Raw genomic sequence first — 13,790 nt, 5'->3', positions numbered from 1 at the left:
GGGTGAGGGCAGCATTACAACCCTTTACGCACCCGGCGCTGGGTATAAATCGCATCGGCAACAAATATCGCCAGCGCCACCCAGATAAACGCGAACGTTACCATCTTATCTGCCCCCGGCACTTCGCCGTAAAACACCACTGCCAGCAGGAACATCAGCGTCGGGCCAATGTACTGGAAGAAGCCCAGCGTGGAGAGGCGCAGACGCGTTGCCGCGCCGGTGAAGCACAGAAGGGGGATCGTCGTGACCACGCCTGCGGCCATCAGCTTCAGGTTCAGCGACCACGGGTTGCTGCCCATGTGGCTCGTCGCGCTGTCGGCAATGCCAAACAGGTAGATCGCGGCAACCGGCAGCAGCCACAGGGTTTCAAACAGCATTCCCGTCTGCGCTTCTACGGCAATTTTCTTACGCACCAGGCCGTAAAACGCAAAGCTGAATGCCAGCCCCAGGGCGATAACCGGCAGCGAGCCGAAGGTCCACAGCTGCACCAGCACGCCGCAGAAGGCCAGAATCACGGCCACCCACTGCATGCGGCGGAACCGCTCGCCGAGGAAAATCATCCCCAGCAAAATATTCACCAGCGGATTAATAAAGTAGCCAAGGCTCGCTTCGAGCATGTGGTGGTTATTTACCGCCCAGATAAACAGCAGCCAGTTTCCGCCAATCAGCACCGCGGAGAGCGCAAGCAGGAACACCTTCTTCGGGGTTTTGAGCAGCGTTTTGACGCCTGACCACTGGCGGCTAATGCTCATCAGCGCGATCATAAAGAAAAACGACCAGATGACGCGGTGGGTGAGGATCTCGTCCGCCGGTACATAGGCGATAAGCTTGAAGTACGCTGGTGCAATACCCCAAATAAAATAAGCGGCAAGGGCGAGTAAAACGCCCTGCCGCGTCTGTTTAGCATCCATCGGGAAAATCCGTTACAAAAAAGTGAAGTAATTTTACCCGATTTTGCCGCCTCAACCCACCATATAAGTGGCGGTTGCGCTGGCGATATAAACCTGCTCTTCGTTATGCAGCTCAACGCGGGCAACGGCAACTTTATTCCCGGCGCGCAGCAGGCTGCTGGTGCAGGTAAAGCGATTTCCACGCCCCGGACGCAGGTAGTCGACGCGTAAATCGATAGTGCCCATGCGTGAAAGGCGCTGGCGCAGCTCATCTTCGTTGATGGTATCGTGGCGCGTCAGCGTGCTGCCCACGCAGACCAGCCCTGCCGCCACGTCCAGCGCAGAGGCAATAACGCCGCCGTGTAAAATGCTTTGCGCCCAGTTACCCACCATCATTGGCTGGTTATTGAAGCTCAGCTGGGCAAAGTCTTTTTCGTATCGCTCCAGCTCAAGACCGAGCGCTCGGTTGAACGGCATGTGGTACACAAAAATCTCGCCCACGAGTTTTAAGGTTTCTTCGGCAGTTAGCGTGGCTGACATGAGACGCGGCATCCTTGTTGTTAACAAAATGTTGATTTTATGCTTCAGGGTTAAGGAATGCCACTTTAAGAAACGAGGTAGCGGAAGTTATCGCAGAAGTCTGTAGAATGCCCGGACAAAACTATTCATTAAATGTCACCATTTCAGGAGAACACCACCGATGCGGACGTATCTGGGTTGGTTACTGGCGGCGGTTGCGCTGCCCCTCACAGCATATGCGCAGGAAGCGACGATCAAAGAGGTGCATGATAAGCCTGCCGTTCAGGGCAGCATCATCGCCAATATGCTTCAGGAGCATGACAATCCGTTCACGCTTTACCCTTACGACACGAACTACGTGATTTACACCCAGACCAGCGATCTCAACAAAGAGGCGATAAGCTCCTATAACTGGTCTGATAATGCGCGTAAAGATGAGGTGAAGTTCCAGCTCAGCCTCGCCTTCCCGTTCTGGCGCGGGATTTTAGGGCCTAACTCGGTGCTTGGCGCGTCATACACCCAGAAGTCCTGGTGGCAGCTCTCCAACAGCGGCGAATCTTCACCGTTCCGCGAAACCAACTATGAACCGCAGCTGTTCCTCGGTTTCGCCACCGATTATGAGTTTGCAGGCTGGACGCTGCGCGACGTTGAGGTGGGCTTCAACCACGATTCCAACGGGCGTTCCGACCCAACCTCACGCAGCTGGAACCGCGCCTATACGCGTCTGATGGCGCAGAACGGCAATTTCATGGTGGAAGTGAAGCCGTGGTATGTGGTGGGCGATACCGATGACAACCCGGATATCACCAAATACATGGGTTACTACCAGCTTAAGGTGGGCTATCAGCTGGGTGACGCGGTGCTGAGCGCCAAAGGTCAGTACAACTGGAATACCGGATACGGCGGCGCTGAGCTGGGCCTGAGCTACCCGGTAACGAAACACGTACGCCTTTATACTCAGGTATATAGCGGCTATGGTGAATCGCTGATCGACTATAACTTCAACCAGACCCGCGTCGGCGTGGGCGTGATGCTGAACGATATTTTCTAAGCTGCTCGAATGTTTTTGCGTTAAACGTTGAAGTTTCTCTCTCAGGCGCTGAAAATAGCGCCTGTTTCATTTCTGGCATATGGGGTTAACGTGGCGCAGGCGGAAGTATTGAATCAGGAATCGCTGGCTAAACAGGTTTTGCATGAAACCTTTGGCTACCAGCAGTTTCGCCCTGGCCAGGAAACCATCATTGAAACCGTGCTGGAAGGGCGCGATTGCCTGGTGGTGATGCCGACCGGCGGCGGGAAATCGCTCTGCTATCAGGTGCCCGCGCTGGTGCTTAACGGCCTGACGGTCGTGGTATCTCCTCTTATTTCCCTGATGAAAGACCAGGTCGACCAGCTGCTCGCCAACGGCGTAGCGGCCGCCTGTCTTAACTCAACCCAGACCCGCGAGCAGCAGCAAGAGGTGATGGCCGGGTGCCGTACCGGGCAGGTTCGCCTGCTGTATATTGCGCCAGAGCGCCTGATGCTGGACAACTTCCTCGATCACCTGGCGCACTGGAATCCGGTGCTGCTGGCGGTGGATGAAGCGCACTGTATCTCGCAGTGGGGGCACGACTTCCGCCCCGAATATGCCGCTCTCGGCCAGCTGCGTCAGCGCTTCCCTGAGCTGCCGTTTATGGCGCTTACCGCCACGGCGGATGACACCACGCGTCTGGATATCGTTCGCCTGCTGGGGCTGAACGACCCCTACATTCAGGTCAGCAGCTTCGACCGCCCGAACATCCGCTACATGCTGATGGAAAAATTCAAGCCGCTGGACCAGCTCTTACGCTACGTGCAGGAGCAGCGCGGCAAGTCCGGCATCATCTACTGCAACAGCCGCGCGAAGGTGGAAGACACCGCCGCGCGTCTGCAAAACCGCGGCTTTAGCGCCGCGGCCTATCACGCCGGGCTGGAGAACCACATCCGCGCCGACGTGCAGGAGAAATTCCAGCGCGACGATTTGCAGATCGTGGTGGCGACGGTGGCGTTCGGCATGGGTATCAACAAGCCCAATGTCCGCTTCGTGGTGCATTTCGATATCCCGCGCAACATTGAATCTTACTATCAGGAAACCGGCCGCGCGGGGCGCGACGGCCTGCCTGCGGAAGCGATGCTGTTTTACGATCCGGCCGACATGGCGTGGCTGCGCCGCTGCCTGGAAGAGAAACCGCAGGGTCAATTGCAGGATATCGAGCGCCACAAGCTCAACGCGATGGGCGCGTTTGCCGAAGCGCAGACCTGCCGCCGCCTGGTGCTGCTCAACTACTTTGGGGAAGGGCGCCAGGAGCCGTGCGGCAACTGTGATATCTGCCTTGACCCGCCGAAGCAGTACGACGGCCTGATGGACGCGCGTAAAGCGCTTTCGACTATCGGACGCGTGAACCAGCGCTTCGGGATGGGCTACGTGGTAGAAGTGCTGCGCGGTGCCAACAACCAGCGTATCCGCGACATGGGCCACGACAAGCTGCCGGTTTACGGCATCGGTAAAGACCAGAGCCACGAGCACTGGGTGAGTATCATCCGCCAGCTGATCCACCTCGGCTTTGCCACGCAAAACATTGCCCAACACTCTGCGCTTCAGCTAACCGAAGCCGCGCGACCGGTCCTGCGCGGTGAAGTTGAACTGAAGCTCGCCGTACCGCGCGTCATCGCCCTGAAGCCGCGCGTGATGCAGAAATCCTACGGCGGCAACTACGACCGCAAGCTGTTCGCCAAGCTGCGTAAGCTGCGTAAAGCCATTGCTGATGAAGAGAACATCCCGCCATACGTGGTGTTCAACGACGCGACGCTGATTGAGATGGCCGAACAGATGCCCCTCAGCGCCAGCGAGATGCTCAGCGTCAACGGTGTCGGCACGCGTAAGCTGGAGCGCTTTGGTAAAGAGTTTATGGCGCTTATCCGTTCCCACGCTGATGGTGATGATGAGGAGTAGTCAGTCGGGCTAAAAAGTGCCAGGATGATGACTCACTGAATTATTTCCCCGCGAGCTAATTATGTTAATGCTATTTCTCACCGTGGCGTTAGTGCACATCGTTGCGCTGATGAGTCCTGGCCCTGACTTTTTCTTCGTGTCGCAAACGGCCGTCAGCCGCTCCCGCAAAGAGGCGATGATGGGCGTGCTCGGTATTACCATGGGCGTCATGGTCTGGGCAGCGGTTGCGCTGCTCGGTCTGAACCTGATCCTGGCGAAGATGGCGTGGCTGCATAACATCATCATGGTCGGTGGCGGTCTGTACCTGTGCTGGATGGGCTACCAGATGCTGCGCGGGGCCTTAAAGAAAGAAGCGAAAAAACCGGACGCGCCAAAGGTTGAGCTGGCCACCGGAGGCCGTAGCTTTGTGAAAGGGCTGCTGACCAACCTGGCGAACCCGAAAGCGATCATCTACTTCGGCTCTGTGTTCTCGCTGTTTGTCGGCGACAGCGTCGGCGCAGGCGCACGCTGGGGGATATTCCTGCTGATCGTTGTTGAGACGTTTGCCTGGTTCACTATCGTTGCCAGCCTGTTCGCCTTACCGGCGATGCGTCGCGGCTACCAGCGCATCGCGAAGTGGATCGACGGCTTTGCCGGCGCGCTGTTCGCCGGCTTCGGCATTCATCTTATCCTCTCTCGCTAAGCATGACGCGCTGACGCAAGCAGCGCGCCAACCAGCATAAACAGCGAACCAAAGACTTTATTCAGGGCCTTCATCTGCTTAGGCCCTTTGATCCACGCCGCAATTCGCTGCGCCAGCGTCGCGTAACCAATCATCACGATGATGTCGACAATGATAGTGGTCGCGCCCAGCACCGTACTGTACTGCATCACCTGCGGCTGATGCGGCACGATGAACTGCGGAAACAGGGCGGCAAGGAACACAATGCTTTTCGGATTGGTCAGGTTAACGAATACCGCGCGCTTAAACAGGTGCCCGCGGGTTTGCGTCCGGGAGAGCGTGTTCAGGTCAATCGAGCCTGCCGCCCGCCACTGCTGAATACCGAGCCAAATCAGATACGCCGCACCGGCCCATTTCAGCACCTCAAAGGCCAGCACCGAGCGGGAGAACAGCGTACCCAGGCCAATCCCCACCAGCACAATGTGAATGCCGAGCCCGGTCTGTAAGCCGGCAATCGAAGCCACCGCACCGCGATAGCCATGGTTGATGGAGGTGGTCATGGTGTTAATTGCGCCAGAGCCAGGTGAAAGGCTGAGGATGATGGATGTCAGCAGGTAAGCGAACCACCACTCGAAGGTCATTTGAAGCTCCCGGAACGTCTGTTTTTATGCCACAATACGCTATTGTTGAGTCATTTTGTGACCGGTGACGAAAAAAACAATATTCCCTGAAAACGGGGGTGGAAACCCGATGTTGCAGCAGAAAAAGGACTGGGAAACGCGAGAAAACGCATTTGCTGCTTTCTCCATGGGGCCGCTGACCGATTTCTGGCGCCAGCGTGAGGAAGATGAGTTTACGGGCGTCGGGGATATCCCGGTACGCTTCGTTCGTTTCCGTGATGAAAAAAATGACCGGGTGATTGTGGTCTGCCCCGGGCGTATCGAAAGCTACATCAAATATGCCGAGCTGGCGTATGACCTGTTCCATCTGGGTTTTGACGTGTTAATTATCGACCATCGCGGGCAGGGACTCTCCGGCCGGATGTTGCCGGATACCCATCGCGGCCACGTGGATAACTTCAGCGATTACGTCGACGATCTGGCCGCCTTCTGGCAGCAGGAAGTGCAGCCCGGCCCGTGGCGCAAGCGCTATATTCTGGCGCACTCCATGGGCGGCGCCATTTCTACGCTCTTTTTGCAGCGCTACGATCACCAGTGCGATGCCATTGCGCTTACCGCGCCGATGTATGGCATCGTGATACGTTTTCCGGACTGGATGGTGCGCCATCTTCTCGACTGGGCTGAGGGCCATCAGCGCATCCGCGAAGGTTACGCCATCGGAACGGGGCGCTGGCGGGCTTTGCCGTTTGCCATCAACGTCTTAACCCACAGCCGGCAGCGTTATCGCCGCAACCTGCGCTTCTATGCCGACGAGCCGCGCCTGCGCGTTGGCGGCCCCACCTGGCACTGGGTGCGGGAAGGTATTCATGCCGGCGAGCAGGTGCTGGCTGGCGTTGGTGATGATGACACGCCGACGCTCCTGATTCAGGCAGAAGAAGAGCGTGTGGTAGATAACCGCATGCACGACCGCTATTGTGAACTGCGCGCCGCCGCGGGCAATCCCTGTGAAGGGGGTAAACCGCTGGTCATCAACGGCGCGTACCATGAGATCCTTTTTGAAAAGGACGCTATGCGCTCAGTCGCGCTCAACGCCATTGTTGAATTTTTCAACAGGCATAACTGATTCTTGCTTTTACCAGAGGTTTAAATCCCTATGTACCAGGTTGTTGCATCTGATTTAGATGGCACGCTGCTTTCTCCCGACCACACCCTGTCGCCTTACGCGAAAGAGACCTTAAAACTCCTGACTGCCCGCGGCGTGAACTTTGTGTTCGCCACGGGCCGCCACCACGTGGACGTGGGGCAGATCCGCGATAACCTGGAGATCAGGTCGTACATGATCACCTCCAACGGTGCGCGCGTGCATGACACGGACGGCAACCTGATTTTCACCCACAACCTGGATCGCGATATCGCCGCCGATCTGTTTGGCGTGGTGCATAACAACCCGGATATCGTTACCAACGTTTACCGCGACGACGAATGGTTTATGAACCGTCATCGTCCGGACGAAATGCGCTTCTTCAAGGAAGCGGTGTTCAGCTATTCCCTGTATGAGCCGGGTTTGCTGGATCCTGAAGGGATCAGCAAGGTGTTCTTTACCTGTGAAAGCCACGAAGCCCTGCTGCCGCTGGAGCAGGCGATTAACGCGCGCTGGGGCGACCGCGTAAACGTGAGCTTTTCCACGCTGACCTGTCTGGAAGTGATGGCGGGCGGGGTGTCCAAAGGCCATGCGCTGGAAGCGGTAGCAAAACGCCTGGGCTTTGATCTGAAAGACTGCATCGCCTTTGGCGACGGCATGAACGATGCCGAGATGCTCTCTATGGCGGGCAAAGGCTGCATCATGCAGAACGCGCACCAGCGCCTGAAGGATCTGCACCCGGAGCTGGAGGTCATCGGCACCAACGGCGACAACGCGGTACCAAAATACCTGCGCAAGCTGTTCCTTGAATAATCTTCATTCGGTTGTTTATTGTTCAGATGTCAACTAAAGAGTTCGCTACAATGCCTCTCCTTCTTTCTCAGAGACAAGCATTGTGGCGCTACTCATTATCACCACTATCCTGTGGGCCTTCTCCTTTAGCCTGATTGGCGAATACCTTGCCGGATCGGTCGACAGCTACTTCTCGGTGCTGATGCGCGTAGGGCTGGCGGCGCTGGTATTCCTGCCGTTCCTGCGCACCCGCGGGCAAACGCTGAAAACCATTCTGCTGTACATGCTGGTGGGCGCGATGCAGCTCGGCATCATGTACCTGTTCAGCTTCAGGGCTTACGTTTACCTGTCCGTCTCGGAGTTTCTGCTCTTTACCGTGCTTACGCCGCTCTATATCACGCTGATTTACGATCTGCTGAGCAAGCGGCGCCTGCGCTGGGGATATCTGCTGAGCGCCGCGCTGGCGGTGGTTGGCGCGGCGATCATTCGCTACGACAAGGTGAGCGATCACTTCTGGACCGGGCTGATGTTCGTCCAGCTCGCCAATATCAGCTTCGCCATCGGTATGGTGGGCTACAAGCGCCTGATGGAAACCCGCCCGATGCCGCAGCACAACGCGTTTGCGTGGTTCTATACGGGCGCGGCGATCGTCGCGGTGGCGGCGTGGTTTCTGCTCGGCAACCCGCAAAAGCTGCCGACTACCTCCGTGCAGTGGGGAGTGCTGGTCTGGCTGGGCGTGGTGGCGTCAGGGCTGGGATATTTCATGTGGAACTACGGCGCTACGCAGGTAGACGCCGGGACGCTTGGGATCATGAACAACGTGCGCGTGCCGGCGGGGCTGCTGGTGAACCTCGCCATCTGGCAGGAACAGCCGCACTGGCCGAGTTTCCTTATTGGGGGAACGGTGATCCTGGCTTCGCTGTGGGTACATCGCCGCTGGGTCGCTCCGCGCTCCGCACAAACGGAAGATGGTCGCACGCGTGGTTCCGCGCTGAGCGAATAAACGCTTCCGTAATCGGCTGACGCTGCTCGCCATCGCGCACGGCGGCGTACAGCCGGCTCCACAGTCCTTCACCCAGGGTTTTGGTCACGACAAGACCCTGGCGTTCAACGGTCTCGACCACCCAGTGCGGCAGCGCCGCGATCCCCATTCTGGCCGCCACCATCTGGATCAGCAGCAGGGTATTGTCCACGCTTTTCAGCTGTGGGCTAATGCCAGCGGGCTGCAGGAAGTGACGCCAGATATCCAGGCGACTGCGCTGCACCGGGTAAATCAGCAGCGTTTCGCTGGCAAGATCTTCCGGCGTAATGCGCGTTTTGGCGGCCAGCGGGTGATCCGGCGCCAGCACCAGACGCACCTCAAAATCAAACATCGGCGAATAGTGCAGGCCGCTGCGCGGCAGAATGTCCGAGGTCATCACCAGATCCAGCTCGCCCTGCTGGAGCGACGGCTGCGGATCAAACGTGACGCCGGATTTGAAGTCCATCTCCACCTGCGGCCACTTCTGGCGGAAGTTCTCAAGCGCGGGGGTCAGCCACTGAATACAGCTGTGACACTCAATGGCGATGCGCAGCGTGGTCTGCTGCGGCTCGTTGCAGGACTGCAGCGCGCTGGCAATTTGCGGCAGTACCTGGTTAGCCAGCTGAAGCAGAATTTCGCCCTGCGGCGTAAAGCGCAGGGGCTGGCTCTTACGCACGAAAAGACGGAAGCCGAGGCGTTGTTCCAGATCGCTGAACTGGTGAGAAAGGGCAGACTGGGTCTGGTGCAGCGTGGCCGCTGCCGCCGCAAGAGAACCGCAGTTCCGCAACGCTTGTAGCGTTTTCAGGTGTTTAATCTCGATCATGAAAGTCCTTCACTTCGCCATGAACATTTTGCGCTTGAGGAATATACAGTACCTGCCAATTATAGAAGTGTAAACATCTGGACGTCTAAATAACGATTTTCTACAAGGGGTATGCCATGACAATCCGCAATCACACTCTCGGTTTCCCTCGCGTTGGCCTGCGTCGCGAGCTGAAAAAAGCGCAAGAAAGCTACTGGGCGGGTAATGCCACCCGTGAAGAACTGCTGGCGGTGGGGCGTGAGCTTCGTGCACGTCACTGGGAGCAGCAAAAGCAGGCGGGCATTGACCTGCTGCCGGTGGGCGATTTTGCCTGGTACGACCATGTTCTGACGACCAGCCTGCTGCTTGGCAACGTGCCGGCTCGTCATCAGAACAACGATGGATCGGTAGATATCGATACCCTGTTCCGCATTGGCCGTGGCCGTGCGCCAACGGGTGAGCCAGCGGCGGCGGCGGAAATGACCAAATGGTTTAACACCAACTATCACTATATGGTGCCGGAGTTTGTAAAAGGCCAGCAGTTCAGGCTGACCTGGACCCAGCTTCTGGATGAAGTGGACGAAGCGCTGGCGCTGGGCCACCAGGTAAAACCGGTGCTGCTGGGGCCGGTAACGTACCTGTGGCTCGGCAAAGTGAAAGGCGAGCAGTTCGATCGTCTGAGCCTGCTGAAGGACATTCTGCCGGTCTACAAACAGGTGCTGATTGAGCTGGGCAAACGCGGCATTCAGTGGGTGCAAATCGACGAGCCGGCGCTGGTGCTCGAGCTGCCCCAGGTTTGGCTCGACGCCTTCAGGCCGGCGTATGACGCGCTCACAGGGCAGGTGAAGCTGCTGCTGACGACCTATTTTGATGGCGTGACGCCGAACCTCGGCACCATCGTCAGACTGCCGGTGCAGGGCCTGCACGTTGACCTCGTACACGGTAAAGACGATGTCGCGGAACTGCACAAGCGACTGCCCGCAGACTGGCTGCTCTCCGCCGGTCTGGTTAATGGCCGTAACGTCTGGCGCGCCGATCTGACGGAGAAATATGCGCAAATCAAAGATATCGTCGGCAAACGTGAGCTGTGGGTGGCCTCGTCCTGTTCCCTGCTGCACAGCCCGATCGACCTGAGCGTAGAGACCCGTCTGGATGCCGAGGTAAAAAGCTGGTTTGCCTTCGCCCTGCAAAAATGTGAAGAGCTGACCCTGCTGCGCGAAGCGCTGAACAGCGGCGATACGGCGGCGATTGCCGGCTGGAGCGCACCGATCCAGGCACGTCGCCACTCGGCGCGCGTGCATAACCCGGCGGTGGAGAAACGTCTGGCGGCCATCACCGGCCAGGACAGCCAGCGTCAAAGCCCCTATGAGGTGCGCGCCGAAGCCCAGCGCGCCCGCTTCAACCTGCCCGCATGGCCGACTACGACCATCGGCTCCTTCCCGCAAACGACGGAGATCCGCAGCCTGCGCCTGGACTTCAAAAAGGGCAACCTTGATGCGAACCACTACCGCACCGGTATCGCCGAACACATCAAGCAGGCGATCGTCGAGCAGGAACGCCTCGGGCTGGACGTGCTGGTACACGGCGAGGCCGAGCGTAACGACATGGTGGAATACTTTGGTGAACACCTGGACGGCTTCGTCTTTACCCAGAACGGCTGGGTGCAGAGCTACGGATCCCGCTGCGTGAAGCCGCCGATAGTCATTGGCGACGTCAGCCGCCCCGAAGCGATCACGGTTGAGTGGGCGAAGTATGCCCAGTCGCTGACCGACAGGCCGGTAAAAGGCATGCTGACCGGGCCGGTGACGATCCTCTGCTGGTCCTTCCCGCGCGAAGACGTGACCCGCGAAACCATCGCCAAACAGATAGCGCTGGCGCTGCGGGATGAAGTAGCGGATCTGGAGGCGGCGGGCATTGGCATCATCCAGATCGACGAGCCGGCGTTGCGCGAAGGTCTGCCGCTGCGCCGCAGCGACTGGGATGCCTATTTACGGTGGGGCGTGGAAGCGTTCCGCATCAGCGCCGCCGTCGCTAAGGACGACACGCAGATCCACACCCACATGTGCTACTGCGAATTTAACGACATCATGGATTCGATTGCCGCGCTGGATGCCGACGTTATTACCATCGAGACCTCGCGTTCAGACATGGAACTGCTGGAGTCGTTTGAAGAGTTCGACTACCCGAATGAAATAGGGCCGGGCGTGTATGACATTCACTCCCCGAACGTGCCGAGCGTGGAGTGGATTGAGGGCCTGCTGCAAAAAGCAGCCCAGCGCATCCCCGCGGAACGCCTGTGGGTGAACCCGGACTGCGGCCTGAAAACCCGCGGCTGGCCGGAGACGCGCGCGGCGCTGGCGAACATGGTGAAGGCGGCGCAGAACTTGCGTCAGGGTTAAGTCATTAGTCATATCTATAGCCCGGTAAGGCGTAGCCGCCGCCGGGCTTCTGCTTTACGCTTTCTTTCCGCCGTACTGGCTGAACCACGCCAGCATTCTCTGCCAGCCATCTTTCGCGGATTCGGCGTGATAGCTCGGACGATAGTCGGCGTTAAACGCGTGTCCGGCATCCGGATACACCACAATCTCCGCCTTCGCATTCGCCGCGCGTAGGGCATGGCGCATGGTCTCGACGGTATCAAGCGGGATCCCCGTATCCTGGCCACCATACAGGCCTAATACCGGTGCATTTAAATCCGTGGCGATATCCACCGGATATTTCGGTGAGTTTAGGGTCTTTTCCCCCACCAGTTTGCCGTACCAGGCGACGGCAGCTTTGAGCTGTGGATTATGCGCGGCATACAGCCAGCTAATACGTCCACCCCAGCAGAAACCCGTTATCATCAGTCGATGCGCATCACCGCCGTTGCGCGCCGCCCAGTTGGCAACATGATCCAGATCGGCCAGCACCTGCGCATCCGGCACTTTGCTGACCAGGTTGCTGAACAGCGTCGGGATGTCGCTGTAATCGTTCGGATCGCCCTGACGGAAATAGAGCTCTGGCGCAACGGCCAGATAGCCCTCCAGCGCCAGACGGCGGCAGAGGTCGCGAATATGTTCATGAACGCCAAATATTTCCTGAACCACAATCACGATGGGCAGCGGGCCCTCGGCGGATTTTGGCCGCGCGTGGTACGCCGGCATGTTCTCTCCCTGCGAGGGAATGGAGGTCTCGCCCGCGGTAATAGCCTCTTCAGGGGTTGAGACGATGGTTGAAGCATGCGGGGCAGCAGCAGGTGCAAAACCGGTTTTTTCAGTCATGGCATTCTCCGTACCAATGAATGGATTAGCGCAAAGATAAATATAGACACCAGGTTAACAACCCACAGTGCCTCATAGCGTCTATCTTTTGTGCAGCACCCTACGTTATAACTTGTTAATGTGATGTAAATCACTATTTTGTGGAAATTAACTGCAACCATTTTCATTCATGGTGAGGTGTGTCACGAAATGATGCGTGTTGCTTCTGTAAAGTACCGTTTTACTTCTTCTGACTAACCGACCCACAGAGGAGTCACCTATGTCTAAGTCTGATGTTTTTCATCTCGGCCTCACTAAAAACGATTTACAAGGGGCTACGCTTGCTATCGTCCCCGGCGATCCTGAGCGTGTGGAAAAGATCGCCGCGCTGATGGATAAGCCGGTTAAGCTGGCAGCCCATCGCGAATTCACCACCTGGCGCGCGGAGCTGGACGGTAAAGCGGTGATCGTGTGCTCTACCGGTATTGGTGGCCCGTCTACCTCTATCGCCGTTGAAGAGCTGGCGCAGCTGGGCATTCGTACTTTCCTGCGTATCGGCACCACTGGCGCCATTCAGCCGCACATCAACGTGGGCGACGTGCTGGTGACGACGGCATCCGTCCGTCTGGACGGGGCAAGCCTGCACTTTGCGCCGATGGAGTTCCCGGCAGTGGCTGATTTCGAATGCACCACCGCGCTGGTTGAAGCGGCGAAATCCGTGGGTGCCACCACTCACGTGGGCGTCACGGCATCCTCCGATACCTTCTACCCGGGCCAGGAGCGTTACGACACCTTCTCAGGCCGCGTGGTGAGCCGCTTCAAAGGCTCTATGGAAGAGTGGCAGTCCATGGGCGTGATGAACTACGAAATGGAATCCGCGACGCTGTTGACCATGTGCGCGAGCCAGGGTCTGCGTGCCGGTATGGTGGCGGGCGTTATCGTTAACCGTACCCAGCAGGAGATCCCGAACGCCGAAACCATGAAGCAGACTGAAAGCCATGCGGTGAAAATCGTGGTAGAAGCGGCTCGCCGCCTGATCTAATCCTCTCTTCTGAGAGTAAAGGCCGACGCGTTCGGCCTTTATTTTTTTTTGCGTAGCGCCTCGCAGGAAAACCCTTTCAAACTGGACGTTTA

13 protein-coding genes are annotated in these 13,790 nt (G+C 57.9%); 8 read left to right on the top strand and 5 right to left on the bottom strand.

The annotated features are described in order from the left end of the window. Positions 1-14 precede the first annotated feature (14 nt). Positions 15-911, bottom strand: coding sequence for an EamA family transporter RarD (gene rarD / locus HWQ14_RS03895; RefSeq protein ID WP_176609009.1), 897 nt, complete (start codon positions 909-911; stop codon positions 15-17). Positions 912-962: 51 nt separating this feature from the next. After that, positions 963-1,430, bottom strand: coding sequence for an acyl-CoA thioesterase YigI (gene yigI, locus HWQ14_RS03890; protein ID WP_006812366.1), 468 nt, complete (start codon positions 1,428-1,430; stop codon positions 963-965). A gap of 160 nt (positions 1,431-1,590) precedes the next feature. On the opposite strand from yigI, the gene pldA reads away from it, so the two are divergent. From pldA to rhtC, 3 genes are all read left to right on the top strand, one after another. Then, positions 1,591-2,460: a phospholipase A gene (gene pldA, locus HWQ14_RS03885; RefSeq protein ID WP_148421615.1), complete on the top strand. Its 870-nt coding sequence runs from the start codon at positions 1,591-1,593 to the stop codon at positions 2,458-2,460. 90 nt (positions 2,461-2,550) lie between these two features. After that, the gene (recQ, locus tag HWQ14_RS03880; protein WP_148421613.1) at positions 2,551-4,380 is read left to right on the top strand and encodes an ATP-dependent DNA helicase RecQ; all 1,830 of its coding nucleotides are present in this window, start codon (positions 2,551-2,553) and stop codon (positions 4,378-4,380) included. Between the two features lie 61 nt (positions 4,381-4,441). Continuing rightward, on the top strand, positions 4,442-5,062 hold the full coding sequence (rhtC, locus tag HWQ14_RS03875) for a threonine export protein RhtC (RefSeq protein ID WP_176609008.1): 621 nt from the start codon (positions 4,442-4,444) through the stop codon (positions 5,060-5,062). Here rhtC and rhtB read toward each other — a convergent pair. Then, positions 5,059-5,682: a homoserine/homoserine lactone efflux protein gene (gene rhtB / locus HWQ14_RS03870; RefSeq protein ID WP_176609007.1), complete on the bottom strand. Its 624-nt coding sequence runs from the start codon at positions 5,680-5,682 to the stop codon at positions 5,059-5,061. The two genes, rhtC and rhtB, sit on opposite strands and share 4 nt — an antisense overlap. Before the next feature lie 109 nt (positions 5,683-5,791). Between rhtB and pldB the strand changes: the two genes are divergently transcribed. The 3 genes from pldB (at position 5,792) to HWQ14_RS03855 (ending at position 8,597) form a co-directional block, all read left to right on the top strand. Beyond that, the gene (gene pldB / locus HWQ14_RS03865; RefSeq protein ID WP_176609006.1) at positions 5,792-6,784 is read left to right on the top strand and encodes a lysophospholipase L2; all 993 of its coding nucleotides are present in this window, start codon (positions 5,792-5,794) and stop codon (positions 6,782-6,784) included. A 30-nt stretch (positions 6,785-6,814) separates the two neighbouring features. Next, positions 6,815-7,615, top strand: coding sequence for a sugar/pyridoxal phosphate phosphatase YigL (gene yigL / locus HWQ14_RS03860; protein ID WP_176609005.1), 801 nt, complete (start codon positions 6,815-6,817; stop codon positions 7,613-7,615). An 82-nt stretch (positions 7,616-7,697) separates the two neighbouring features. Next, positions 7,698-8,597 (top strand): carboxylate/amino acid/amine transporter, encoded by a 900-nt coding sequence (locus HWQ14_RS03855; RefSeq protein ID WP_176609004.1) that lies wholly within the window; start codon positions 7,698-7,700, stop codon positions 8,595-8,597. Here HWQ14_RS03855 and metR read toward each other — a convergent pair. Further along, on the bottom strand, positions 8,485-9,438 hold the full coding sequence (gene metR / locus HWQ14_RS03850; RefSeq protein WP_063868862.1) for an HTH-type transcriptional regulator MetR: 954 nt from the start codon (positions 9,436-9,438) through the stop codon (positions 8,485-8,487). The two genes, HWQ14_RS03855 and metR, sit on opposite strands and share 113 nt — an antisense overlap. Positions 9,439-9,554: 116 nt before the next feature. On the opposite strand from metR, the gene metE reads away from it, so the two are divergent. Beyond that, a complete protein-coding gene (metE, locus tag HWQ14_RS03845) occupies positions 9,555-11,816 on the top strand; it encodes a 5-methyltetrahydropteroyltriglutamate--homocysteine S-methyltransferase (RefSeq protein WP_176609003.1) in 2,262 nt (753 codons plus the stop codon). A 54-nt stretch (positions 11,817-11,870) separates the two neighbouring features. On the opposite strand, the gene HWQ14_RS03840 is transcribed toward metE, so the two are convergent. Beyond that, positions 11,871-12,677, bottom strand: a complete 807-nt coding sequence (locus tag HWQ14_RS03840; RefSeq protein ID WP_176609002.1) for a dienelactone hydrolase family protein — start codon at positions 12,675-12,677, stop codon at positions 11,871-11,873. Between the two features lie 259 nt (positions 12,678-12,936). On the opposite strand from HWQ14_RS03840, the gene udp reads away from it, so the two are divergent. Beyond that, on the top strand, positions 12,937-13,698 hold the full coding sequence (gene udp, locus HWQ14_RS03835) for a uridine phosphorylase (RefSeq protein WP_003860792.1): 762 nt from the start codon (positions 12,937-12,939) through the stop codon (positions 13,696-13,698). Positions 13,699-13,790: the final 92 nt, after the last annotated feature.

Origin of the sequence: Enterobacter cloacae, from assembly GCF_013375935.1 — a bacterium.
GTDB lineage: Bacteria > Pseudomonadota > Gammaproteobacteria > Enterobacterales > Enterobacteriaceae > Enterobacter > Enterobacter pasteurii.
The sequence above is the reverse complement of the archived record's forward strand: the minus strand, read 5'-3'. Positions and strand labels throughout refer to the sequence as shown.